Source organism: Blautia sp. St.27G3, from assembly GCF_059728505.1.
In genome coordinates this window covers 466,551-488,447 of sequence record NZ_BAAGFO010000001.1, presented here as the reverse complement: position 1 = coordinate 488,447, position 21,897 = coordinate 466,551, and the positions used below count along the sequence as shown (strand labels likewise).

Below are 21,897 nucleotides of genomic sequence, written 5' to 3'. Positions count from 1 at the left end.
ATCTGCAAAAAAAGTTTCCCAAGCGTGTGGGTTTTATGTTATTATGTCAAATGACACGAGAACGCAGCCTTTGGTGTCACTCAGACGCCGGGCCAGACAGGATAAGGGAGAATATGAGCAGATGAAAGAAATCAAAAAGATACTGAATAACATTTTTATTGACGGCTTAAGTGGCATGGCACTGGGACTTTTTTCCACATTGATTATTGGTACCATTTTGAAGCAGGCAGGCGATCTGATCGGGGGTACGTACGGAGGATATTTAAGTTCTTTTGCTGTAATTGCCCAGAGACTGACTGGCGCGGGAATTGGAATCGGCGTTGCGTATAAGTTCAAAGAATCTACCTATGTGTTGTTGTCAGCAGGCGCGGCGGGTATGATCGGCGCGTATGCAAGTAACTTAATTGCAGGGACATTGTTTACGGAACAGGGGGCACTTCTGTTATCAGGCCCTGGAGAACCGCTGGGCGCTTTTGTTGCTGCGTACATAGGAATTACCGTGGGAAGACTTGTAGCAGGAAAGACAAAGCTTGACTTATTGATTACTCCGGCGGTTACGATTTTGTCTGGCGGAGCGGTGGGATTGCTTGTCGGACCTGGTATCTCCGAATTTATGTCCTGGATTGGAAACCTGATTAACTGGGGAACGGTACAGCAGCCTGTTTTGATGGGAATTGTCGTTTCTGTTTTGATGGGAATGGCGCTGACTCTGCCGATCAGTTCAGCGGCGCTTGGAATTATTCTGGGACTGAATGGGGTGGCAGCAGGCGCGGCTACGATCGGCTGCTGCTGTCAGATGGTCGGGTTTGCAGTGACGAGTTTTAAAGACAATGGAGTGGGAGGGCTGTTTGCGCAGGGCGTCGGTACCTCAATGTTGCAGATTCCCAATATTGTGCGAAGACCGCTGATTTGGGTGCCGCCCACATTAGCATCTGCAATTCTCGGGCCTGTTGCAATTGCAGGGCCGTTCCATATGATTAATAATGCCACGGGTGCAGGGATGGGAACATCCGGGCTTGTGGGACAGATCATGACTTATCAGACGATGGCGGCAACGGAAGATCCTATGACGGTATTACTGAAGATTGCAGTGTTCCATTTTATCCTTCCTGGCGTGCTTTCTTATATGATTTACCGTGGAATGAAAAATATGGGATATATCCAGGACGGACAGATGAAGCTGGATGTGTAACATATACTGAGGATAGGAAACGTGAAAAGGGGAGCGGCAAAAAGTAGCTTTGCCCTTTTCACGGCTTATATCAAATATACTGGCAAAATTTGGCAAATGTCAAGAGTAAATGCGAAAAAAATCCAAAAAATTTAATGGGCCCCAAAAACGGCCGATAAATGGGCCTGAAATACCCGATCGGCGGTCAAATAGCCGAGGATTTTTCGCGGGTAGTTGTTGATCCAGCTGGTGACGGCCTCGATCACTTCGTCGGCGATTTCGTCGAAGTTCGTACCCTTCGGCAGCCAGCGCCGGATCATCTTATTCAGATTTTCGTTGCTGCCGCGTTCGTATGAGCTGTACGGGTGGCAATAATAGAGTTTTGTCCGGGAGCCGTCGCCCAGAACGCTGCGCTCCATGCTGGGACAGTCTGCGAACTCGCTCCCATTGTCTACGGTGATTGTCTGGAATACCAGAGGGAACTTGTCGCCCCATTCACGCTCCAGATCGTCGAGAGCCTGCACCACGCTGGCCGCGCTCTTGTCCGGGAGCTTCGCTGTGATTTCCTCGCGCGTGAGCCGCTCGGTCAGCACCAGAATGGCAGCCTTGCCCGGTCTGGCGCTCACTACTGTGTCCATTTCCCAGTGCCCGAAGGTGGATCGGTCGCCGATTTCCTCCGGGCGCTTTTCTATGCTTTCGCCTTTTGGTGGGCGCTTCTGGGCTTTGACTTTGTGATAGCCGCGTTTTTTCTCACCTTTGAGCGGCAGGCTTTTATTTGTCAGCCGAAGGAAAACGCCCTTTCCTATGTAGCTGTATAGCGTGTTGACGCTGATCGAAGTCTCGAAGCTCATTCCGTTGGCTTCGATTTCGCCCAGAACGGCAGCGGGGGAGAGCTTATCGTCTGCGATCCGGCGCTCTATGTAGTCGGCCAGCTCGTGATCCTTGCCTATTTTCAGGTCTGGGCCCTTGGCTGCGAGGTTGGCCCGGTATTTCATTTCGGCGAGGTCGGAGCTGTACCGGGTTTCTTCGGTGTAGTCACTGTTTCGGTGCTGATATTCGCCGCGCTTTTTCTCCCGGTAAATGGTGGAAATGTGGACGCCGATCGACTCGGCGATCTCCTTCGGCTCTTTTCCGTCCCGGAGCTGCTGCTCAATGCGGAGCCGGTCTGTCTTGGTTAAGTGTTTGAAGCGTCTCATGTTCGCGTCCTCCGTAAATAAAAAATAGGGAGCAGCCGCAGCCGCTCCCCCTCCTTGCTTTTTCAAGCGTTATTTTCGAGTGTTCGTTTTGCTATGAAATATATGTCCCTTGCAATTTGCTTTTCGTCGTCGAACGGTGTCAGCGCCATGATCAGCTTCGCCGCGTTCAAAAATGTGATGTTTTCAAGTTTTATCTCTCCGGCCTCTAATTTCTGCACCCAGCGGATATTTACACCGATTTGCTCAGCGAGTTGCTTCTGAGTCAGTCCTTTTTCTTTCCTCATTTCCTTGATGTTCATAGCCTTGCCTCCTTTTTGCGCCTTTATTGGCGTACTTATAATATACGCCATTATTGGCGCTTTGTCAAGCGTCCCTCGCATTTTTTCGCAAAAAGAAAAAGGGCGGTTTCCCGCCCTCAGTTATCAGCAGATAATAGCTCGCAGATCGGCACCTCCAGCACCTCCGAGAAGTAGAGCAGCTCGAAGTCTGGCACCACTCTGTCCCCGGTTTCGATCCGGCTCACTGCCTTTTGGTTTAGGTTCAGCCCAGCGAGTTGAAGCCGGGCCGCGAGTTCCTCCTGAGACAGTCCGGCAGCCTCCCGGCGCTCTTTTATTTTGCAGCCGGAGGCGTTGGCTCTGCCGTTCGTGTATCTGTATAATTTCATGGCGTTGCGCCTCCTTTTTTATCCCAAAGATAGGTAGATAGCATATTGACTTTAGCACCTTTCACCGCTTATAATTATCCCAAACATGACTAACGCGAAAAAACGCAAATAAAAAGTCATGGAAATGGAGGTAAAACATGAGCAAAAAGGAGCAGGAAGCAGGGCAGGCCGGAAAAAGCAAAAAGAAATGGATCATTGTTGGCGTGGTGGCCGTCGTTCTGATAGCCGCCGCCGTTGGTGGAAATAAGGGCGGCGATCAGACGGCCGGGACTTCGGAGGTGGAGCCGTCCATTCAGTCCGGCGCACCAGCGGAAACGGATCAGCCCACGGCATCAGAGCCGGAGGCGAACACGAGCGCGAAGGTGGACGCTCTGGCAAGGGACGCGAAGGACTCCGTGGCAGAAGGCGTCACGGACGAGAAGCGGGACGAGGCGGTGGCGTTCATTGTGGAACATTACCCGGACTATTACGGCGATAATGAAACAATGGAGCAGGCCATATTCTACGGGTATTGGCTGGAATACGCATACGCCGACGACGAGGCGGCCCGCGATTATGCCGAGCTCGGCATGGATATGGAGCAGGCCGTGAAGTATGTGTACCGCGGAGCCGAAAAGGTGGAGGACGACGCCACGCAGGAAAACCTCGGACAGATCAAAGAGTCGCTCGAAGCAATCGGCCAGAATGTTGAATAATTCGCGTAAAAAAGCAAAAAAGGGCCCGGAAGGTATAAACTACCCGCCGGGCTCTTTCGTGGCTCTGGGAGGCTCGCACAAGCTCTCAGGGCCTTTTTATTCTGCTTTCGTGTCCTGCGTTTCGGTGGCCGCTGTCGTCGGGACAGCCTCGGCCGCGATCTGCTGCACCGCTGTGGTGGCGATCGTGGTCGCTACGCTGGCAGCTGTCGCCGCTGCGGTTGTGGCTGCGGTCTTGTCGGCCTCCGGTACCTTGATTTCGCGGCATACCTGCTCGATCTTGGTGTCCACCCATGTGTCGAAGTCGCCGTAAATTTCGCCCAGCGCTTTGACGGCGGTGTCGCCGAGGATCTCCAACGTTTTCTCCTTGGCTTTGTTGAAGGCTTCGAGCTGCTTCTCCTTGGTGAACTTGCCCTCAGCTTTCAGTGCGTCGGTGAAGGTCTGGGCCGTGTAGGTGACGGCCTGCGCCACCGCGTCGGCTGCCATGTTCATGTACTTGGTGGCCGTTTCGTTGTCGAGCTCCTTCTCGATCCTCGCGGTTTCCCTGCGGAGCAGGGCCACCGCATAGGCCCCGCCAGCTGTAATGAGCAGGCAGAGGACAGGAAGGCAAGCGCTCATAATTTGCTGCATTGTTTCGCTCATGGTTGCTACCTCCTTAAATTTTGTGAACGTCCGACGCCTTCACGCGGCCGGTGTATACCTTCTTTGTGGGCTCAGTGCTCACAAGTAAAACCTTGCCGCCGCTTTCTACGGCCCGAACGTAGAGAACGGATCCGGGCACCCACGAGGCCATTTTTGTGCCGTCGCTGTATGTCGTCACTCCGGCGTTGCACTTTACCTTGTCGCCCACCTTGAAGCCGTCAGCGCTGGCGCTGCCGCCGTTGGTGGTTATAAAAGCGTCGAAGCCCTGAGCTTTCAGCTTTGCCAGCTCGGCGTCCGCGTTGGCCTTTTTGGAATATGCCCCCGTCTGCACTTTGTAATAGCCGTCCACCAGCTTGACGAGGACGTCGTGGCCTGCTGCTTTGAGCTTTTTCGCCTGCGCGTCTGCGTTGGCTTTCTGCTTATATGCTCCGCTCTGGACGTAGTACAGGACAGAGCCGGATCCGCCGGAGCTACCGCCGCCCCCTGCGTTGCCTGAGCCGCCAGAACTGCCAGAGCCCAGCAGGGCGTTGATCCGGTTCGCCAGCTCGCCGTACCGGGAGTACAGCCAGTCGCCGGGGCACGACTTGTTCGCAAACCAGCGGTGTGCCGTCAGCACCATTTCGTCGCTTTTCGGTGTGTAGGCGAGCGTTTTCTCCTTGCTGCCGAGCCACAAAACCTTGGTCTTGCCGTAGCGCTTGCAGATGTCGGCGCAGAGTTTGATCAGTTTCTCGTAGACGGCCGACTTCATGGCATAGGGGTGAGTCTTATCGCTGGCGCACTCGATCGTGATCGCCCTCTGGTCGTTTGAATTGGACGAGCTGCACCAGCTCCGGTTGCACTCGTCAACGATCAGGCAGACGCGGCCGTCGTGTCCTATGCCATAGTTGCAGCTTGCCTCCCTGCCTTTAGGGAAGCAGTCGCCGATCGTCTCGGCCGATAATTGGCCGACTACACAATGAGGGGTGAGTGTGTCAATGGTGTGCGTTCTTTTTCCGCTGTGGTTCGGGCTGTACCTCGTACAGTCCACCAATGAACTATTGCTCATATTGTTGCCTTCCTTTCCGGGATCGCTTTCGGCTGCGTACTTTTTGAGGTACTTCTCGCCGAAGCCTGCCCTTTTCTGTTTTACTGCTTCGGATTGATTGGCCGGGCGCTCATATTTCAGCAGCACCGCGTCGGACGCCTGCCGCACGCTGGTGGCTGTTTTGAGGGTGTCCAGCACTCCGGTGTAGCCCTCGCTCAGCTCCTTGAATAAAAAGCCGAGCTGAGTCGCCAGATCTCCCACCGAGGCCCCGGCCGCTTTCGCGTATGCCAGCAGCGCCTCCTTGCGGCTCCAGTATGTCCACTGAGCCAGCCCGAAGCCTGCCGAGTCCCTCACGAAGTTGGTATAGTCGCCAGAGTCTACGGCGGCTGTGTAGGCGTCGTCCGTGTACCCCAGCTTCTTTTCGTATGTGTTCTGGAGGTTATGGGGATTGAGTGCGCTCTCGGCGTATAAATTCCCCATGAGCCCGGCGACGCCGTGGTCGCTCAGGCCCTTGCCTTTGAGGAAGTTCCAGATCCTTTCCTCGTTGGTCTTTCCGGTCAGTCCCATGCCTGCACCTCCTTACATGTCGTTGAAGTTGGACGCCTCCGGCTGCACACCGGTGGCAGCCATTAGCTTGATCTTGTTCTCGGCCTTGGCCTTGGAGTAGTAAAAGCCCGTAGCTGCGGCCATTTCCGTGAATACTGCCGGGATCAGGTAGGCCAGCGCCGAGGTGTCCATGGTGATCCAGATCATGCGGCAGGAAAACAGAACGATCGCCACGGTGACGACGCTCACGCCCACGAAAATGAGCTTTGAAAACTCCACTTTTTTGTTGAGCTTGGCCGCCGCCCTCAGCTGCCGGATCTGTTTCCTGAGCTTCTGGTTCTCCAGTGTTAGCCGTTCGATCTGTGCCTGCGGATCCTCGGCTTCCACGGTGATTTCTTCGTATTCTCCGTGCATGGTTTCCACCTCCCTTAGTCGAACAGTGCGCCGATCCCCTGCTCGGTCAAAAAGTCCTTTTGTTCGTGTTTCACTTTTGCCGCATATTCCAGCGCGGCGTGCATGTCGCCGTTGCAGTTTGCGTCCGGGATCCGCTGCACGGCTCTGGCTGTCGCCTCGCCGAGAGCGATCGCAGCTCCGACGCCCTGCACCAGAAAAAGCTCTTGCTTTTCGCGGTTCTTTTCCCGCTTTTCCTCAGCAGCTCGACGCTGTTTTTCCTCGTCGTCGCGCTTCTTTTCCCGCTTCTGGAGTCGCTGCTCGATCAGCCAAAAACAGAAGCCGGTCAGCGCCGAGGGTATGCTTGCGGCTATAATGATCTCTGTTACGTCCATGTGTTCACCTCCTGAGACTGTTCTCCGTCCCTGCGTTTGAATTTGATGTTGTTTTCGATCCACTTCTGGAGCCCATGCGTCGAACAGTGGCCCAGCATACCGAAGTAGCTCTGCATGGTGGCGTCCACCGCGTCGAAGTCAATCAGCCCGGCCTCGTATTCCTTGGCGATATAGCGCATACGGGCCTTTGCTTTCTTGATACTCTGCCTCGTTGGTTTCCGGCCGCCCGGAAAAACACGGCAGCCCACGAAGGTGATCCCGTGCTTCACGAGGCCGATCGTGGTCTTGCTGTTGAGTTCGAGGTGCAGCACTTCGTTGAGGTAGCCCTCAATGAGTACCCGCCATTCGTTCAGCACGCTGGCGTCCCGGTGCAGCAGCACCATGTCGTCCATATACCGGACGTAAAAATGAGCTTTCAGCTCGTGCTTGATATACTGATCCAGCTCGTTGAGACAGACGTTTGCGAGCAGCTGGCTGGTGAGGTTGCCGATCGGCATACCCACCTCGAAAAGCCGCTCCGCTGGCGGCACCTCGTCGGCCGACTTGCCCGGAGGCAGGCCGAAGGGCGTATGGTCGCAGTTGATGATCACGCCCATGAGCCAGAGAAAACCGTCCTCGCTCGGATATTTCCGCGCTAAAATACCGAGCAGAACACTGTGATCCACTCGGTAGAAATATTTTGAAATATCCAGTTTTAAGTAGTGCCACGGTGGCCCGGCTTTGCGGTCAACGAGCGCAGCCCAGTATTGGAGCCGCTCAGCCGATCGGGTGGTGCCTTTGCCGACTCTGCACCCGTAGCTGTGGTATATCATGCCATTGTCGAGCTCTTGGTTTACTTGCAAATAAATGGCCCATTGAACGACGCGATCCCGGAAGCCCAGCGCCATAATAAGCCGACGCTTTGGCTCCGAGACGTAAAACTGCCGGTATCGGCCCACGGTGTAGGTGCGCCAGATCAAGTCGTTTTGTATGCTGATCAGGTTTTCCTCCAGCTGGGCCGAGAAGGCCGTCACGTCGTCCCGGTACCACTTTTCTCTTGCTGCCTCGTGGTATGCGTTCAGCAGATTTTCCCACGAGTATATCCTCTCCAGAAGGGAGGGCCGGTTTATTGGTTCCATGCCTTCACTCCTTCCTTGATTTCAAAAAATGGCCCGCGTGTGACATTCCTTGGATCGGCCGTTCCCCGACGGTTGCCGCTCCGCAGGTTCCCGGCCGTCCTTCACCCGCATAGCAGGATCGGCCAGCCTGCGCGGTTTGCCCGCCGCTCCCGGTGGCCTCCACCGGCGAGCTGTGCGAGCTTGTATCTTTGGCCTTGTCGGCCGGGAAATGCGTCCCTTTTGCCTTGGTGCCCCTGCTGGGCCTTGGCCCGCAGGAAATAAGCGAAAAAGGCAAGAGCGGAGCGGAAGCCGATGTTCGCGTTGACGTTGGAGCGGGGATTGTTGCCGTTGAAGTTGAACACACCAGCGTTCGCACCGTTGTTCCAGTTGCCCCCGCGGATCACGCAGCGCCCCCTTTTATCACGACACATTCCCCACGGGCTCACTCGTTCGACTTTTTCCAGCCGCCGAGCATACGCCCGATTTCGTTCAGTTCTTTGCTCCAGATTTCATGGAGCCCCGGAGAGATCAGACGATCCTCCGGCGATACTGCCGTATCTACCAGAGAGCGCAGCACGTCCAGCTTCGTGTCCATTCTGTTTTGCAGCTCTGCACGTTTCTGGCCCCGTGATCGGTTGGCCTCAATGCAGAGCTCCAGCATATCCATGAACGCGGCCGTCATGTGCTTGCGGTACTCGAACTTTTCCGGCTTTCGCATATTGGCGGTGCGTTCGCTCACCCGGATCATGCCCCGGACGATACGCTGCCGCAGTTGTAGGTTATCCATGTTTTACTCCTTGCATGGTAAAGGGCGGCCCTTTGGTGGGGGGCCGCCCTTGCCAGATTTTCAGATTGCCAGATTACCCGATTTCCGGGATATAAGCGGAGCGGAAGCCGACGGACGCGCCGACGCTGGAGCGGGGACAGTTGCCGTGGAAGGCGAACACACCAGCGTACGCACCGACGTTCCAGTGGCCCCCGCGGACCACGCAGCGCTCGGCTTCGCCGTTAATCAGGTAGAAGTAGTCGCCCTCGTAGTCTGCCTCGGTCGTGCCTTCGTCCGGGAGCAGGGCCAGGGAACGGAGCAGCACCTTGGCCGCTGCGCCGACTGCTGCCGCTGCGGTGACTTTGGCGAATAAGCAGTACCGGCCCTGATTGTTGGAGCTTGTCACGGTGGTGGTATATACCCACGCGCCGCTCACATAGTCGAGCTTGATCGTGCTGCCGGAGAGCTTCGCGGAAGGATCGCTCACATGGCACTCAGGTTCTACCAGAGAGCCGTCGGCTGCGTTGATTGCCTTCCAGCACACGCTTGTTTCGTTCTGAGGGTTATCAGGATCCGCAGCGTCATTGTTAGCAAGGATCTGGAGCTCGCCCCATACGAAGCGGATCCCTCCCTGCCACTCCCAGACGTTGCCGTTCATGTCCCAGATACCGGAGAGAGTCTTGTCGTGGCTCCATGTCAGCGGGCCGGTGCCGGTAGCTACGCGGCCGATTTTGTCGCCGTCCTTAGAGGTCGGGATCGCCTTGTAGTTGCTTTCTCGGCCGTCCTTCCCGTAGTTGTTGTTGCCGTAGGGCAGGAAGCCGTTTTTCTTACACCAGAGGGCGATCGCGGCCCACTCGGCGTTAGTGCTGAGGTGCCAGCCTGCGCCCTTGGCCTCGCAGCGTGCGCGGGAGGTGTCGAAGTTGATATTCACGGCCGGATCCTCACCCGGCAGGCTGTACGCCGCGGTCACGTCGCCGTCGGTCAGCTTGGTGGTGTGGACGACGTTCTGGTACTTGGAGTAGTAGAAGCCGGGGATCTCGGAGCCGTTGACGATAAACGCCGGGTGGGTGGCGCTATTGCCGCCGGTCAGCACGTCGCTGTTCTTGAATTTGGGAATATACACAAGAACAGAGGGAAGATCGGAGTCGTCCACCTTGATTACATTGTTCGGGCACACCGACTGGAGCGCCAGACTGGAAAGATCATAATTTGCCATTGTTGTGTCCTCCTTTTTTTATTCAATGCTCCAGAGAACGACGGTAACGTCGCCTATGTTGAGCGGGTTCTTGTCTCTCTGGACGTTCTGCTGGTTCATACCGCCGTTTTCGGTCTGCTCTGTGTCCTCGGCGTCAGCTTCGGGAGCTTCGGGTTCCTCGATCACGGTTTCGGTATATGTTGCGGCCGGGATCATTACCTGCGCCACATAGCGCAGCCCGGAGGCGGTGCCGATCGTCAGGTTGTCGGCCTTGTCGCGGCAAATATCCACCTCGACGGGCCAGTCCTTCTGATACTTGGCCGCGTTCAGCATGATCTCGTCGTCGCCGAAGATCAGGCGGGTGCCGCTCTGCTCGAAGGCGATTTTCTCGCCCGCGTTCTTTTCGATAACTTTCACTTTATTGGTTGCCATGATTACATTCCTCCTTTAATTCTCAGCTTAATGGTGGCGCTTTTTGCGCTGCCGTCGTATGCTACCTTGAAGCCGTTCAGCATACGGTCGAAGATCCTCACGTCGCCGACGTTGCCGGAGTGATCCAGCACCTCGGCCTCCACGGTGTAGTCCGTGAAGTTTCTCGCGGTTGCGAGCGCGATCGTCTGTGCGGAGTTGTTGAACGGGTAGCTCTGGGAGTTGGTGAGCGTGATCGTCCTTTCCTCGGTCGCCACCTGCTCGGCGGTGAGAGAGGACGAGATCAGGATCAGGGCTGCCGCCAGATTTACGTCAGAAATGCCGTGCTCGGCATTGTTGAAGTGTCCGGCGCTCTGGTCGGTGCCTTCCTGAATGATCTCGTGGGTGTCCACGTCCTCCACTTTGTCGAGCCAGAACGTGCGTCTATACATGCGTTTTTCCTCCTTCCTTTAGGTTGTGACTTCATAGATCGGGACTGTGAGCTTAATCATGGTGCCCTGTCCCTCCACCTTTGTGATCGTCCGCTGCTGGTATGCGGCGATCTCTCCGCGGGTGTCGATCAGCCGCGAGGCGTCGATCGTGCAGGCCACGGAGTCCAGACTGGGGAAGGTCGCCAGAATAGTGAGGGTGTCGCCCTCGATCATCTTCTTGTTGATCGTCCCCCGGTGCCAGCTGCCGCCGGTCTGTACCTCTGCGGCGTGGATCGAGCGGAGCCACTGGTTCCTTCGGTGGCCCATAAAGCTGTCGTAAAAGTAGCCCATACTGTGTCCTCCTTTCGGTTTTATTTATTCACCGCAGCGCCTTGTCCCACATTTCACGAAGCTGTACGCCGTGAATGTGAGGCCCGGAGCTGTAGCTGCTTTGTTGGTGAGGGCCTCGCCGATTGTACCCGCCCCCACGGTACCGCACTTTACCGTCCCCGCTTTGGTGTGCTGGTAGGAATAGAGGACGGCCGCCAGCTCGTCGGCTACCCGCTGCTGCAGCACGCTTCCCAGCGTCCCCGGTCGCGGGTATGTCCCGCATATCAGATCCCCGGTTTTCGGGTGAGGGTAAAGCAGGAAGCCAGCCGCGGGCTCTGCCCGGATCGGCCGCCGGATTGCCTGCCCCATGGTACCGGGCCTTGGATATGTCCCGGCTTTTCTCCCGAAGTCGTACCGGAGCGCCTGCACGTCAGGATCCGCGGGGATCCCAGCCTTTACCGCAGCGCCCAGCGTGCCGGGCCGTGGATATGTGCCGCACTCAAACTCGCCCGCATGGGTGAAGCCATACCGGTGCAGCGTCTCGTCCGGCTCCAGCTCTATGCCCGGCTTGACGATAAATCCCACCGTGGCGATCCTTGGACGGGTGCCACACTTCACGAAGTCATACCGGTGCATGCTGGTGTCCAGTCTGTACTCAATGCCGGGATCCGGGCCCTGCTGCCAGAAATAAAAAACGCCCACGAGATGTGAGCGCGAATTTTTCGCGGCCTTTACGGCCTCCACGAACTTCTCAAAATTGCGGGCGTCCGTGTGTGTGTTGGTAGTCAGGGCCACGAAGGTGTACGGGCTGTCGCCCATTTCGTACCACTCCACGACGTAGCCCTCGCCGAAGTATGCAGAGATCAGCCGTTCGACGGCCCACTTCGTCCCTCGCTTGCGCTTGATCTGCTGCGCGAGCTTGATCGTGTTCCGCTTTTCCTCCAGGCTCATGCCGGTGGAGTCGTACCAGTCCACGTCCAGCTCCCACGCCAGTTCGTCGCACTCTGCCTCGCTCAGATTGTCCACCTCGTCCCATGTGCGGATCGAAGGGATCCGGCTGCCGGGCTCGCTTATGAGATTGTTCACGGCTTTGCTGAGTGCGATCGCTGCCTCGTCGTCCTGCATGAAGGCGGGCAGCAGGCGTATAAAATCAATATTTGACACTTTCATGCCGCCCATGTCACCGCCTCCTTTAGTCTTTTACTTTGTGGGACACTTTCAGCTTGCCGGAGAAAACGGCCACGGTTGTGCTCTCCAGCTCTGTGTATTCCGGTTTGATGATGTTCACCCGCGTGGCCCCTTTCAGGCCGTCCTCCCAGTGAGGGCAGAGGATCAGCTTCCTGAGTTCGTCCGGGTTTATGTCTTGGTCGAGGTTGGAGCCCTGCCAGTAAATGTACCGGCTGATCGCGCCGCCGGTGCCCTCGACGTTTTGGACGACTTCGGACTCGTCGGCCTTGGTGGTGTAGTATTCCAGCTCTATGTCGTACTCGTGGACGGCCGGAGCCTCTACCTGCACCATGTCCGTGAGTGGCCGCACGTCGTCAGACGAGCAGGCCAGCAGCACGTCCTCCAGAATGTCCTCGTCTGGTATTTCGCCACCGGCGCATATAGGCACGATTTTGACGCGGCCGTACATATTCCGGGTGATCTTGATATTGACGGACGCAGCGCCCGCCAGAGCCCCTGAGAGGGCCAGCGTCAGCAGCTCGTCGTCGTAGGTGGCCGTGTAGTCGGCACCCGCCACGGCTTCGCCGCCGCCCGGCAGATATACCGTCAGTGTGTCCGGCAGCAGATTGGCACCGCCTTGGAAGGCGTGCCCAGCGTAGGTCGTCAGCGTCCGGGTGATTGTTTCCTTTTCGGACTCCACCACCGCGTCGGTGACGAGCGGGTTCGCGCTCAGGGCCCAGTATTTGTAGGCTTTGGCCGGGCCTGCTGTGCTGAGCTTGTTCTCGGCCTGCCGGATCCGCTCCCGGTAGGCTTCGTCGCCCTCCCGGTCGCCGCCTCCACCCGTCGGCTCGGTGTTGGTTACATAGTCGATCAGCGGCACGTCCGACACGTCAACGATCTGGGAGAGTTCCCCGATCGCCATGTCGTTGTAGCTTGCGCCGCCCTGCTCGGCTGTGGCTGTCACCTCGACGGTGAGGCTCCCGGCGTAGAGCACGACGGTGGCGTCTGTCAGGAAATAGTGAACGAAGTCACCCGTCACCCGCAGCCCGGCCGGTATGATGATATTTGACGCCATGGCCTCATTGATACCGAAGCGCAGCGTCGTGGTGGCGAAGGTAGGATCGAGGCGGGGTGTGTCCCGGTTTTCGCCCAGCGCGTCCAGAACGGAGCCGCGGGCATACCGGAGCATTTTCTGGCGGCAGGCGTCGTTCACGCTGTTGTAGACGGCGACGATCACCTGAGCCAGAGACTCGCCGAAGATCCGGCGCTCGTCTCCGGGATATAAGGGCTCCCGGACGCCGTTTTCCAGCTCGCCCAGTATGGTGTCGTAAACCTTCCCGGCGTCTGTTTCTATGAATTTGAGATCGCTCACGTTTCCTCGTCCTCCTTTCTTCTGGTTATGTCCACAATGGTGTCAAAGTCGCCCGCTCGCGCGTCCGCGTCCGCAGCGAGGGCCTCGGCGTCCACTCGTGGCTCGTAGGTTTGCAGCAGCCACTCGGCGTCAGCCGCCGCCTCGTCTGCTGCGTTTGGTTGGTCTATCAGGGCACCGTCCCTTCCCCTGATCCGGTCGAACGATACCTCCCCGCGGGTGATTTTCAGCAGGTTGGCAGCGCATACCTCCGGGCGGCCGTTGCCTTTTGCTCTCATGGCCTCCCTCCTTTACACGAGCGTGACTTCGCTCAAATATACCCAGCTATTGATCCCGCTTGGGTGTCCGAGCAGCACCTTGTTTTGGCTTTCCTTGATTTGGCTCACCACATGGCTGCGCTCCTTCACCCAGCCGGGGATCTTTTGCCCGGTTGCATATTTCTGGCCGGTGGGCCTCACGCGGTCGCCCACCTTGATTGTTTTCTTTTCGGCCTTTGCCACCTGCTTGTTTTCGGTCTTTTTGGTGGATTTGGCCGAGGTGCTGGCCTTCACATTCAGCGCCGAGGTGCTCACCTTAACGCTGGTAGTGTCTGGATCGTACTCCTTAAACTCGAAGGAGAGCGTCGCCAGCCTCATGCGGCCCATATCGTCGATCTTGACGTTGCTCACGCTTACCTTGCGGAGCTGGAGCTTCGGGCCCAGCTTCTTGCCGCCCAGATAAAAATAATTCACCTTTGTGACAAGAGCCTTCCAGCTCTCGATCTCTTTTCTCACGTCCACGCCTGCGCCGCTATGCAGCACGGTGGTGAAGCTGAGGGGGAAAAGGTCGGTGCCGCGCTCGTTGGTGGTTTTCTTTTCCTCGGTGCTGGTGTTGTTGTCGGCCACCTGCGAATAGGAAAAGGACAGCCCCTCCAGAGCGACGACTTTCTTTGTTGATACGGCCCATGTCTTTGAGCCCCATTTTGCCATTGTCGCCATGTGATCCCTCCTTTAGTGCGGCCCGCTGGTTTCTCCATGCACACCGGTGTGGGCGTGCTTTTTCAGGCTTATGCCTGCGGCCGTCACGTCACCGTCGGGCACGGCTGCCGTTATGGTTCCTGCTGTCAGGCGCGGCAGGTATTCGCCCCACTCGCCGTCAGCACGGCCCAGCAGCAGCCCGGTGGAGTCGTCAAACTCGACGTACACCACGGCCGTGCCCTTTGTGAGCTTTCCCGTGTCGCCTCTGAGGTGCCACGGGATCACGATTTTGGCCGTAGGCTTTGTGCCTGCGTCAGAAGGCACCACGCGGGCTGTGTTTCCTTCTATGCCCGCGATCGTGCCCTTGTTGATGTTTCCCATTAGTAGCCCTCCAGTAGATCCCTGAAATAAACGGTTGATTTGTTCCCCACGAAGTCATGCCGGACTTTATACACAAACACGGTGCCGTCCCACATGCTTGCCTTCGTGGTGCTGAGTGTCACCAGACTGGCCGCAGCATAGCCCGTCATTAGAGCCTTGGAGAACTGCCCCGTCCGGCCGTATTTGTTGGCATTTCGGAGCAGGCCCTTGGCGAAGCGGGCTGCCTCTGCGTTGCTGGTGCATTGGAGCGCCTGCCGGTCTTTTGAGGCGGGGAGCCCCGTCACCGCCCGCGACGCTTCCATGATTGACTTCGGCCGCAGCACGACGCTGTTCGCGGCGTCGGCCACGAATTTGCCGGAGAAGCTGCCGCCCGCCACCTCGCAGGATCCGAACATGGCCTCGCGGTCGTCGGCATAGGTGAAAACGCCGTTTTCGTCTATCTCCAGACTGCCCGCCGGTTGCTGGCCCTCAATGTATTGCTCATTGTAGGCCAGCAGGGCCCCGTCAAATATGAGCATTTGGCAGCCCTCCAGCGTGCAGAGGCGGGAGAACAGGGCGAAGTCGCTCTCGTTTTCCTGCTTAATGTACGGGTACAGCTGATCCGCGCAGCCGTAGTTCTTGAAGTCGAGGCCGTGGCCTGCGGCGAACTCGTTCGCCAGTTGCAGGAAGCGCACGCCCTCCCAGCTTTTGGACTTTCGGATCTGGCCGGTCTTTGGCATTGACATGGCCCGGATTGTGAAAAGCCCGTTTTCGGGTTTCATGGAGTGAATGAACATTTTCCCGGTGTCGCTCGCGCCTTCCTTGAAGCGCACCGTGTCACCGGCTGCCGGTTGCCATTTGCTCCACACGCCCTTGGTGTCATTGAAACGGATCACGAGCGTGTCGGCTTGCTTTTCCGCGAACATTTCATGCACGCAGTAGTTCACCGACACGTCGTTGTAAATGTCCGTCCCGTTGTAGAAAAAATTCATGCTGAGTCCTCGCTGTCCTCAGCGCCCCGACGCCACGGCGGCAGAGTTTCCGGCGTTTCTGCGTCCTCGACGATCGGCAGCCGGAGGGCCACATTCGCGCCGAAGATCACCACGTCCGCATAGTCGGGGTTAAACTCTATGATGTAGTGGGCGAGTCTCTCGTCGTTGTATAGTTGGAGCGCCAGCGCGTCGAAGGTGTCGCCCTCGCGCGTGGTGTATTCCTTGTAGGCTGTCACTCTACGCATAAGCGGCCACCTCCCTTGCCTGAATAAATTCCTCCAGCCAGTCGAAGAACTCGGCCTCGTGTGCCCTGAGCTGGGCCATGAAGTCGTCTGTGTCGTCGCCGGTGCCTCCCGTCTGGATCTGTGGGCTCCATGTGAAGCCGGAAAAATCATAATAGATCACGGTGCTGGCGTCGTTCGCCAGACTTCCCAGAGAGAAGTCGTCCAGCGTGAGCAGTTTCCCGGCTGTACTCGTTAGCCCGTCGCCTTCCCCGGCAGAGTCGCCGAGGGTTCCGAGCATTTGACCGGCTTTTTCCCAGATTGCTATATTCTCCGAGCGGTATCTCTTGTCGAATGAGATCACCGCCTCCATGCCTGCCTCGCCCGCGATTGATACGCCGTCGGTAAATCCACCGGCCGCGAGCATTGGTATGGTGGGGATATTGATCCCGAAGGTGTTACCGCCTACGACGGGCACCCAGTCGGGAATGGTTACGCTAATACCGTTCAGAGCCCCGATCGCCTTGTTTATCAGGCCGATCACGGCGTTGATCGGTGCCTTCACGATACCGACGAGGCTGTCCCAGAGCCCGCCGAATACTTGGACGACGCCGTTCCACGCTTGGCTCCAGTTCCCGGAAAATACGCCGGTTATGAAGTCGATCAGCCCTTGGAAAACAGAGGTTAGCCCCTGAATAATCGGCTGGATCGCCTGAATGGCCGAGCCCAGCACGGAGGTGATCACGTTCGCCACCGCCGACAAAATCGGCATGATTGGCTGGAGGATCGACGAGATCAGCGTCGTGAATATTTCAATCAGCGGAGTGATCGCCGTCATTATGAGGTTGAGGATCGGCGTCACCAGTGAAATAATAAGGTTCAAAATTGGCTGCAATAGCGAGATCACCATGTTGAGGATCGGCGTCAGTGCGTTCAAAATTTCCACCAGTACCGGCAGCACCGCGCTGATTATCTGCGTGATGATCGGCAGTATTGCGTTAATGAGCTGGATCAGCACCGGCAGCACGGCGTCCACGATCTGAGTGATGATCGGGAGTAGCGTCTGCACGAGCTGGAGCAGCACGGGCAGCACCGCCTCGATTATCTGCATAACGAGCGGCAGCAGTTGGTTGATTACGTCCACCAGAACAGAGAGGACGCTCTCAATTATCGTGGTGAGGACGGGCAGCAGCTTGTTGATCAGGTCGATAATAACCGGCAGGATCTCAGCTATGATCTGGATCAGCACGGGCAGCACCGCCGCGGCTATCTGGCCGAAGGCCGTCAAGACCGTGCTTGCTATCTGTGAGATCAGCGGCATGAGTTGGTTTAGCATTTCGCTGATCGTGCCGCCCAGTTCGGAAAAGCTGCCTTGCAGTTCTTCCCATACGGCTGTCACGTTGTTGCGGAAGTCCTCGTTTGTTTTCCATAGGTACATGAAGCCAGCAGCCAGCGCGGCCACTACGGCGATTATCGCCAGAGCTGGGCCCGGTATCTTTCCGAGCGCACTCATAAGACTGGAGAAGCCCCCGGAGAGCTTGCCGAGCTGCGCTGTTATGGATCCCCATTTCATAGCGGCGACTATGGAGCCGATCGTTCCCAGCACAATGCCCACTTCTGGCAGGTGGGAGAGCAGCCAGTCCACCGACGGGCCAACTCGGTCGTTGACGAAGTTCACGGCGTCCTTGATAGCGGGCGTCAGTTCCTCGGCGATTGGCTGCACCACTTCGGCCTTTACCGTCCGGCCCAGCTGGGAGAGGGAGCTCTCCAGCGTGTCATAGGCTGCGGCGTCCATTTGTGCCATAGCGTCCGAGGCACTGTTTATAGCCCCCTCGGTGTTGGAAAGAGCGAGCACGGCGTCTTGGCCCAGATCCTCGTACATAGTACCCAGCAGGCCCACGCCTATGTTGTAGCCTTCGGTGGTGTTTTCCAGCCCGTCGAGCTCGTTCACCAGCATGTTAAACACTTCTTTGGCGCTGTCGCCGCCTTTGCTCCAGTCCTCCGATACCTTATCCCACGAAAAGCCGAGAGCTTCGACGGCTTCCTTCGCGGATCCGTCGCTCATTCTGATGTTGAACTCCTTCACCGCGTCGCCGAGCTTATCGACGCTCCATGTGCCGGACTCGACGCCGTTCGCCAGCATGTTGAACATGTCGTCGGCGCTGTACCCGGCGTTCTTAAATTGGACGCTGTACTCGTTGATCGTGTCCAGAAGGTCGTCGTTTTGGTTGAGCCCGTTCTGTGCGCCCTGCACTACGAGATTAAAGGCTTGCTCGGAGGTTATGCCGAACTGATCCATGAGGCTGTTCACGGCCCGCATACTTTCCATGGTGTCGAAGCCGAACACGTCCTCCAGCGCGATCGCGTTCTTGGTGATTTTCGCCAGCGAAGCGTTGTCGAGGTCGTCCGTCATTTGGATCACGGTGCCGAGCTTTTCGGACACGTCGCCGAGGCTCTCGCCATAGTTGGCGTTGTAAACCTCGTACATAACGTCCTCGAAGCCCTCCATTTCGGAGGCCGTGGCCCCGGATCGGGCCTCCAGCATAGCCAGAGCGGTGTCGCCTTCGGTCGCCAGTTCCTTGAAGGCTTCCACCGCCTTGTCGATCGCCTCGGTTGCAAGGTTAGCAATAACATTTTTCAGAACGGTGTAGCCTTCGCTGGAGTCCTCGGCCTGCTGCCCGGCGTCCTCCATGGTGTCGCCGAGCCGGTCGGCGGCCTGCTCCGCGTCGTTGAGCCTCTGCCGGTTCTCGTTCAGTTCCCCGGACAGACGGCCGATCCGCCCCGCGAGCTGCTGAGCTTCGTCGGAGCTTTCGCCTTGTTCGAGCACGAGGTTGGCGTATTCCCGTTGCAGCGCTTCGAGGTCGCCCTGCTGCTTGCTTATGGTTTTTTGCAGGGCCTCGTAGGCGTCGCCGGTGTCGTCCTGCGCGTCGATCAAGTCTCTGGCGGCACGCTCGGCGGCTTCGAGGGTGTCCCGGTTCTCGTCCAGTTCGTCGGATAGGTCTTGGATCCGATCGGCGAGCTGCCGGGCCTCGTCGCTGCTTTCCTGCCCGCTCACGATAAAATCGGCGTAGCCTCTTTGCAGGTTTCTGAGGACGGACTCTTGCGTGCTGATTTCGTCGGCCAGCCGTGCGGCCGCCCCGGCGGTTTCCAGCGTTTCCTCGCTCATTTCCTCCAGCCGGTCAACGGCCTGCCGGATCGCCTGCTGTAAAGAAGGACTGAGGGTACCGGCGATTTCTATTGTGGATTGTAAAGCTCTGCCCGCCATGTCCTCACCTCCGTTTCACATGCTTGGGCCTCCGGCTTATTGGCGGCCGTTTCTTCTCTTGGCGCTTGCGTTCCTCCGCGAGATCCTCGGCCGCCTCCGCGTATTCCAGAATAAAGTCGGTTACTCTTTTTCTTTCGAGGTCGGACGTGCTTGTGTGGTAGACTCTGGCGTAGTCTCGGTAGGCTCGCCGGAGCCGCTTTCCGGTTGTTCCTGCTCCGACGTGAGAATAAAATTTCGGCCGATCGCCATTACCTCCACCACGTCGCGCCCCTTGATCCGCTCCACGTCGGCGAAGTCATAGGACGGGTTCACGGCCACGATCGCAGCGAAGCCGAGGTACAAGTGGAGGCCCACGTCAAACTCGGCCGCCGGGGTGATCGTCGTGTTCTTCATGCCTGCGGCTGCCTTTTTCTTGGCCTCAGCCGTGGCGAAAAGGATCCCGTCGATTTCGTTCGAGTTGTAGGTCACTTCCTTGACTTCCTTCCCGTCGATCATGATCGGGTTTTTGAGGGTGAGAGTGCCCTCGAATTTGTTCTTTTTTTCTTTCATGCCTTTGGGCTCCTTTCAGAAAAGTGAAGGCCCGCCAGTGCAAAGTCCGGCGGGCCCGTTGTTATTTGATTAAAGCAGATTGTTGATCTCGCTCATGTAGTCCTTGCCGTTAATGCGGAGGATCTGGCTGAGCCTATCCACGCACATGTACTCGGTGCCGTTCGTGTAAATCTGCTGGCGCGTCACGTTGTAGGTGTTCTCTGCCTCGGTGGCGGATCCTACTTCGACGCCCAGCTCCGGCAGCGCCCCCGGCAGGGTACGCACAAACGCCTTGCAGCCCTCATTCTTCTGGGAGCCGTCGGACTTGACGACGTTCTGCACCCAGCGGAACTCAAGGTTCTGCTTTTCGAGCTTGCTCAGGCGGCTGAGGCCCATGTCCACGCCGATCTTCGTGATCGTGAGCTCCATGTTCTCCAGAAGCCCGATCAGCGGCACGGTCAAGTTACCCATGGCCTGAACGTCAGCCGTTAAAAACTCAATGCCCGGCAGCGTGAAGGACACGTCCTTGGCTACCAGAACGCCGCCGGAGTAAACCGTGTCGGCCACTACCGGTCCTTTAATGTCTAACCATTTTCCCATTTTTCTGCACCTCCTTACTCATTACCGAAAAATGCGGTGAAGCCCTCGTCGGTGTAGCACACGCGGGCGGTGCCAGATTTGAACGGCGGCGTGTTGGTGACGGCGAAGTCCCACACGAAGTCCCCGTTCATCATGTCGCTGGTGGGGTTCTGGCTTTCCAAAAACTCCACCGTCGGGGTGCCGATCAGGGCCCCGATCCCGCAGAGGGTGTCAAGTTTCTGCTTCTCGAAGTTCAGGATCGTGTCTTTGTCCTGTGGCGTCATAGGGCTGTCGATCTCGGTGCCGTGATCCAGCTGGAAGCTGTTGGTGATATGCTCCAGCATACGAATATTCACGTCAAAGATCGCGCGGGCGTCCATGTCGCCGTTGTACTTGAAGGCCGCCGTGTGAGGCCCCCAGAGCACCCACTTCCCGCCCCAGAAGCAGGCCGTTGTGATCCCGCGCTCGTTCAGGGCGTTGGCCGCCTGCTGGTCGAAGCCCTTACTCTTGGAGCCCTCGCCGAAGTATTGAGCGGTTGCCATGATCTCCTTGTTGGACGGGGACTCGAAGGGGATCCCGTCGTGGCTCAGGTCAACACGCAGCATAGTGGCAGCGCCGACGGTGGAGAGGTGGAAGGCGCGGCCGCTGCCGTCCTTTATCTGCGGCCAGTAAATCTTGCTGCGCTCGCTGTTGTAGCCGTGATCCTCGGCCCACTTGTCGGCCTTGGCTTTTGTGTCGATCTTGTTTCCCTTGTCGTCTACCAGAGGAATGTCGGCGTGGGTGAAGCCGTCCCAGTGCCCGTTGAGCTTCTGGACGGTGCTCACCATAGCCCGATACACTTCGGGGTAGTGGCTCCAGCCCGGAGCCGCCAGAGAATTGAGCACGGCGTTGAAGTTGGTGTAGAGCAGAGCCATGGAGCTGAGGCCGGTGTATTCCCCTTCCTCGGTCTGCTGGCCGATAATGTCAGCAGGCACCACGGCCGAAGCGTCCACTGTGTTATAGGTGCAGGACACGTCAGCCGCCGTAGGCGTTTTGAGAAGCTGCACGACGACGGCCCCCTTCGCGTAGTTATAGCTCAGCGTGTAGTCCACGCCCTCGGCCATGTCCGCGATCGCGAAGGTGTCCAGAATAATGTCGGAGCTTTCAAACTCTGCCCGGTTGTTCTTGAAGGTCAGCGTCTTGGTGGTCTTTTCGGTGTCTCTGTGGGCGTCAGGATCGAGCACGTTCACGACGTAGATCGGGCCCACGTTTTCCACGGTATTGTCAAAATGTTCTGCGAAGGCTTCGCAGAGGGTGAAGCTGTCCCAGTCGGTTGCGTAGCCGAGATTGGCCTGCACTTCGCCCATGTTCTGAATTTTGAGCGGCATGTTGACGAGATCCTTCTCAGCATAGCCCCGGATCAAGTTCACCGGTGCCGTGCCGATATAGGCCAGTACGGCGTCGGTTTGTTTGGCCGAGGTCGTTTTGCTGGCGAGGATCTCGCCGTATGCGCCATGTAGGTATGCCATAGTTT

Annotated in this window: 27 protein-coding genes; 2 read left to right on the top strand and 25 right to left on the bottom strand. The window is 57.5% G+C overall.

The window, feature by feature from the left end:
• Nucleotides 1–121 precede the first annotated feature (121 nt).
• A complete protein-coding gene (locus AC6I2O_RS02215) occupies nucleotides 122–1,192 on the top strand; it encodes a PTS sugar transporter subunit IIC (RefSeq protein ID WP_120393579.1) in 1,071 nt (356 codons plus the stop codon).
• 131 nt (nucleotides 1,193–1,323) lie between these two features.
• Here the strand turns inward: AC6I2O_RS02215 and AC6I2O_RS02210 are convergent, their stop codons facing one another.
• From AC6I2O_RS02210 to AC6I2O_RS02200, 3 genes are all read right to left on the bottom strand, one after another.
• On the bottom strand, nucleotides 1,324–2,367 hold the full coding sequence (locus tag AC6I2O_RS02210; protein ID WP_497741691.1) for an IS30 family transposase: 1,044 nt from the start codon (nucleotides 2,365–2,367) through the stop codon (nucleotides 1,324–1,326).
• 62 nt (nucleotides 2,368–2,429) lie between these two features.
• On the bottom strand, nucleotides 2,430–2,666 hold the full coding sequence (locus tag AC6I2O_RS02205; RefSeq protein WP_497741690.1) for a helix-turn-helix domain-containing protein: 237 nt from the start codon (nucleotides 2,664–2,666) through the stop codon (nucleotides 2,430–2,432).
• A 116-nt stretch (nucleotides 2,667–2,782) separates the two neighbouring features.
• Nucleotides 2,783–3,031 (bottom strand): helix-turn-helix transcriptional regulator, encoded by a 249-nt coding sequence (locus AC6I2O_RS02200; RefSeq protein ID WP_497741689.1) that lies wholly within the window; start codon nucleotides 3,029–3,031, stop codon nucleotides 2,783–2,785.
• 137 nt (nucleotides 3,032–3,168) lie between these two features.
• Between AC6I2O_RS02200 and AC6I2O_RS02195 the strand changes: the two genes are divergently transcribed.
• The gene (locus AC6I2O_RS02195) at nucleotides 3,169–3,726 is read left to right on the top strand and encodes a hypothetical protein (RefSeq protein WP_497741688.1); all 558 of its coding nucleotides are present in this window, start codon (nucleotides 3,169–3,171) and stop codon (nucleotides 3,724–3,726) included.
• Nucleotides 3,727–3,822: 96 nt separating this feature from the next.
• Here the strand turns inward: AC6I2O_RS02195 and AC6I2O_RS02190 are convergent, their stop codons facing one another.
• The 22 genes from AC6I2O_RS02190 to AC6I2O_RS02085 all read right to left on the bottom strand — a co-directional run bounded on the left by AC6I2O_RS02190 (nucleotide 3,823) and on the right by AC6I2O_RS02085 (nucleotide 21,892).
• The gene (locus tag AC6I2O_RS02190; protein WP_497741687.1) at nucleotides 3,823–4,365 is read right to left on the bottom strand and encodes a hypothetical protein; all 543 of its coding nucleotides are present in this window, start codon (nucleotides 4,363–4,365) and stop codon (nucleotides 3,823–3,825) included.
• Between the two features lie 13 nt (nucleotides 4,366–4,378).
• Nucleotides 4,379–5,956 carry a phage tail tip lysozyme gene (locus AC6I2O_RS02185; RefSeq protein WP_497741686.1) on the bottom strand — a complete coding sequence of 526 codons (1,578 nt, stop codon included), beginning with the start codon at nucleotides 5,954–5,956 and terminating at the stop codon, nucleotides 4,379–4,381.
• Nucleotides 5,957–5,968: 12 nt separating this feature from the next.
• Complete coding sequence (locus AC6I2O_RS02180) at nucleotides 5,969–6,349, bottom strand: hypothetical protein (RefSeq protein ID WP_497741685.1); 381 nt, start codon at nucleotides 6,347–6,349, stop codon at nucleotides 5,969–5,971.
• Nucleotides 6,350–6,363: 14 nt separating this feature from the next.
• Nucleotides 6,364–6,720: a serine/threonine protein kinase gene (locus AC6I2O_RS02175; RefSeq protein ID WP_497741684.1), complete on the bottom strand. Its 357-nt coding sequence runs from the start codon at nucleotides 6,718–6,720 to the stop codon at nucleotides 6,364–6,366.
• Nucleotides 6,711–7,838 (bottom strand): reverse transcriptase/maturase family protein, encoded by a 1,128-nt coding sequence (locus tag AC6I2O_RS02170; protein WP_497741683.1) that lies wholly within the window; start codon nucleotides 7,836–7,838, stop codon nucleotides 6,711–6,713. The genes AC6I2O_RS02175 and AC6I2O_RS02170 overlap by 10 nt, the downstream gene beginning before the upstream one ends.
• Nucleotides 7,839–7,939: 101 nt before the next feature.
• Nucleotides 7,940–8,221, bottom strand: a complete 282-nt coding sequence (locus tag AC6I2O_RS02165) for a hypothetical protein (RefSeq protein ID WP_497741682.1) — start codon at nucleotides 8,219–8,221, stop codon at nucleotides 7,940–7,942.
• Nucleotides 8,222–8,259: 38 nt separating this feature from the next.
• A complete protein-coding gene (gene avd / locus AC6I2O_RS02160; protein ID WP_497741681.1) occupies nucleotides 8,260–8,604 on the bottom strand; it encodes a diversity-generating retroelement protein Avd in 345 nt (114 codons plus the stop codon).
• Between the two features lie 73 nt (nucleotides 8,605–8,677).
• Nucleotides 8,678–9,799 (bottom strand): SUMF1/EgtB/PvdO family nonheme iron enzyme, encoded by a 1,122-nt coding sequence (locus AC6I2O_RS02155; protein ID WP_497741680.1) that lies wholly within the window; start codon nucleotides 9,797–9,799, stop codon nucleotides 8,678–8,680.
• Between the two features lie 18 nt (nucleotides 9,800–9,817).
• Nucleotides 9,818–10,210 (bottom strand): hypothetical protein, encoded by a 393-nt coding sequence (locus AC6I2O_RS02150; RefSeq protein ID WP_497741679.1) that lies wholly within the window; start codon nucleotides 10,208–10,210, stop codon nucleotides 9,818–9,820.
• Nucleotides 10,211–10,212: 2 nt separating this feature from the next.
• Nucleotides 10,213–10,638: a hypothetical protein gene (locus tag AC6I2O_RS02145; RefSeq protein WP_497741678.1), complete on the bottom strand. Its 426-nt coding sequence runs from the start codon at nucleotides 10,636–10,638 to the stop codon at nucleotides 10,213–10,215.
• A gap of 18 nt (nucleotides 10,639–10,656) precedes the next feature.
• Entirely contained in the window at nucleotides 10,657–10,968 is a 312-nt protein-coding gene (locus AC6I2O_RS02140; protein WP_497741677.1) for a hypothetical protein, read from the bottom strand.
• Between the two features lie 24 nt (nucleotides 10,969–10,992).
• Nucleotides 10,993–12,126, bottom strand: coding sequence for a phage tail protein I (locus tag AC6I2O_RS02135; protein ID WP_497741675.1), 1,134 nt, complete (start codon nucleotides 12,124–12,126; stop codon nucleotides 10,993–10,995).
• A 13-nt stretch (nucleotides 12,127–12,139) separates the two neighbouring features.
• Entirely contained in the window at nucleotides 12,140–13,486 is a 1,347-nt protein-coding gene (locus AC6I2O_RS02130) for a baseplate J/gp47 family protein (protein ID WP_497741674.1), read from the bottom strand.
• Nucleotides 13,483–13,761, bottom strand: coding sequence for an early E1A protein (locus AC6I2O_RS02125; protein WP_278941914.1), 279 nt, complete (start codon nucleotides 13,759–13,761; stop codon nucleotides 13,483–13,485). The genes AC6I2O_RS02130 and AC6I2O_RS02125 overlap by 4 nt, the downstream gene beginning before the upstream one ends.
• Before the next feature lie 12 nt (nucleotides 13,762–13,773).
• A complete protein-coding gene (locus AC6I2O_RS02120; RefSeq protein WP_278941911.1) occupies nucleotides 13,774–14,460 on the bottom strand; it encodes a hypothetical protein in 687 nt (228 codons plus the stop codon).
• A 12-nt stretch (nucleotides 14,461–14,472) separates the two neighbouring features.
• Nucleotides 14,473–14,820: a hypothetical protein gene (locus AC6I2O_RS02115; RefSeq protein ID WP_497741673.1), complete on the bottom strand. Its 348-nt coding sequence runs from the start codon at nucleotides 14,818–14,820 to the stop codon at nucleotides 14,473–14,475.
• Nucleotides 14,820–15,791 carry a phage late control D family protein gene (locus AC6I2O_RS02110; protein ID WP_497741672.1) on the bottom strand — a complete coding sequence of 324 codons (972 nt, stop codon included), beginning with the start codon at nucleotides 15,789–15,791 and terminating at the stop codon, nucleotides 14,820–14,822. Before AC6I2O_RS02110 ends, AC6I2O_RS02115 begins: the two co-directional genes overlap by 1 nt.
• Nucleotides 15,788–16,036, bottom strand: coding sequence for a tail protein X (locus AC6I2O_RS02105; RefSeq protein WP_497741671.1), 249 nt, complete (start codon nucleotides 16,034–16,036; stop codon nucleotides 15,788–15,790). The genes AC6I2O_RS02110 and AC6I2O_RS02105 overlap by 4 nt, the downstream gene beginning before the upstream one ends.
• The gene (locus AC6I2O_RS02100; protein WP_497741670.1) at nucleotides 16,029–19,277 is read right to left on the bottom strand and encodes a phage tail tape measure protein; all 3,249 of its coding nucleotides are present in this window, start codon (nucleotides 19,275–19,277) and stop codon (nucleotides 16,029–16,031) included. The genes AC6I2O_RS02105 and AC6I2O_RS02100 overlap by 8 nt, the downstream gene beginning before the upstream one ends.
• A 120-nt stretch (nucleotides 19,278–19,397) precedes the next feature.
• Complete coding sequence (locus AC6I2O_RS02095; protein WP_497741669.1) at nucleotides 19,398–19,826, bottom strand: hypothetical protein; 429 nt, start codon at nucleotides 19,824–19,826, stop codon at nucleotides 19,398–19,400.
• A 69-nt stretch (nucleotides 19,827–19,895) separates the two neighbouring features.
• Entirely contained in the window at nucleotides 19,896–20,405 is a 510-nt protein-coding gene (locus AC6I2O_RS02090) for a phage major tail tube protein (RefSeq protein ID WP_497741668.1), read from the bottom strand.
• A 14-nt stretch (nucleotides 20,406–20,419) separates the two neighbouring features.
• Nucleotides 20,420–21,892: a phage tail sheath family protein gene (locus AC6I2O_RS02085; RefSeq protein WP_497741667.1), complete on the bottom strand. Its 1,473-nt coding sequence runs from the start codon at nucleotides 21,890–21,892 to the stop codon at nucleotides 20,420–20,422.
• Nucleotides 21,893–21,897: the final 5 nt, after the last annotated feature.

Bases quoted from the DNA above. Each gene is read 5' to 3' on its own strand.
- AC6I2O_RS02155 (WP_497741680.1), bottom strand. From the start codon at position 9,799: ATGGCAAATTATGATCTTTCCAGTCTGGCGCTCCAGTCGGTGTGCCCG.
- AC6I2O_RS02175 (WP_497741684.1), bottom strand. From the start codon at position 6,720: ATGGACGTAACAGAGATCATTATAGCCGCAAGCATACCCTCGGCGCTG.
- AC6I2O_RS02205 (WP_497741690.1), bottom strand. From the start codon at position 2,666: ATGAACATCAAGGAAATGAGGAAAGAAAAAGGACTGACTCAGAAGCAA.
- AC6I2O_RS02125 (WP_278941914.1), bottom strand. From the start codon at position 13,761: ATGAGAGCAAAAGGCAACGGCCGCCCGGAGGTATGCGCTGCCAACCTG.
- AC6I2O_RS02085 (WP_497741667.1), bottom strand. From the start codon at position 21,892: ATGGCATACCTACATGGCGCATACGGCGAGATCCTCGCCAGCAAAACG.
- AC6I2O_RS02215 (WP_120393579.1), top strand. From the start codon at position 122: ATGAAAGAAATCAAAAAGATACTGAATAACATTTTTATTGACGGCTTA.
- AC6I2O_RS02095 (WP_497741669.1), bottom strand. From the start codon at position 19,826: ATGAAAGAAAAAAAGAACAAATTCGAGGGCACTCTCACCCTCAAAAAC.
- AC6I2O_RS02210 (WP_497741691.1), bottom strand. From the start codon at position 2,367: ATGAGACGCTTCAAACACTTAACCAAGACAGACCGGCTCCGCATTGAG.
- AC6I2O_RS02190 (WP_497741687.1), bottom strand. From the start codon at position 4,365: ATGAGCGAAACAATGCAGCAAATTATGAGCGCTTGCCTTCCTGTCCTC.
- AC6I2O_RS02185 (WP_497741686.1), bottom strand. From the start codon at position 5,956: ATGGGACTGACCGGAAAGACCAACGAGGAAAGGATCTGGAACTTCCTC.
- AC6I2O_RS02200 (WP_497741689.1), bottom strand. From the start codon at position 3,031: ATGAAATTATACAGATACACGAACGGCAGAGCCAACGCCTCCGGCTGC.
- AC6I2O_RS02145 (WP_497741678.1), bottom strand. From the start codon at position 10,638: ATGTATAGACGCACGTTCTGGCTCGACAAAGTGGAGGACGTGGACACC.
- AC6I2O_RS02100 (WP_497741670.1), bottom strand. From the start codon at position 19,277: ATGGCGGGCAGAGCTTTACAATCCACAATAGAAATCGCCGGTACCCTC.
- AC6I2O_RS02105 (WP_497741671.1), bottom strand. From the start codon at position 16,036: ATGCGTAGAGTGACAGCCTACAAGGAATACACCACGCGCGAGGGCGAC.
- AC6I2O_RS02110 (WP_497741672.1), bottom strand. From the start codon at position 15,791: ATGAATTTTTTCTACAACGGGACGGACATTTACAACGACGTGTCGGTG.
- AC6I2O_RS02120 (WP_278941911.1), bottom strand. From the start codon at position 14,460: ATGGCGACAATGGCAAAATGGGGCTCAAAGACATGGGCCGTATCAACA.
- AC6I2O_RS02150 (WP_497741679.1), bottom strand. From the start codon at position 10,210: ATGGCAACCAATAAAGTGAAAGTTATCGAAAAGAACGCGGGCGAGAAA.
- AC6I2O_RS02170 (WP_497741683.1), bottom strand. From the start codon at position 7,838: ATGGAACCAATAAACCGGCCCTCCCTTCTGGAGAGGATATACTCGTGG.
- AC6I2O_RS02090 (WP_497741668.1), bottom strand. From the start codon at position 20,405: ATGGGAAAATGGTTAGACATTAAAGGACCGGTAGTGGCCGACACGGTT.
- AC6I2O_RS02180 (WP_497741685.1), bottom strand. From the start codon at position 6,349: ATGCACGGAGAATACGAAGAAATCACCGTGGAAGCCGAGGATCCGCAG.
- AC6I2O_RS02115 (WP_497741673.1), bottom strand. From the start codon at position 14,820: ATGGGAAACATCAACAAGGGCACGATCGCGGGCATAGAAGGAAACACA.
- avd (WP_497741681.1), bottom strand. From the start codon at position 8,604: ATGGATAACCTACAACTGCGGCAGCGTATCGTCCGGGGCATGATCCGG.
- AC6I2O_RS02135 (WP_497741675.1), bottom strand. From the start codon at position 12,126: ATGGGCGGCATGAAAGTGTCAAATATTGATTTTATACGCCTGCTGCCC.
- AC6I2O_RS02195 (WP_497741688.1), top strand. From the start codon at position 3,169: ATGAGCAAAAAGGAGCAGGAAGCAGGGCAGGCCGGAAAAAGCAAAAAG.
- AC6I2O_RS02140 (WP_497741677.1), bottom strand. From the start codon at position 10,968: ATGGGCTACTTTTACGACAGCTTTATGGGCCACCGAAGGAACCAGTGG.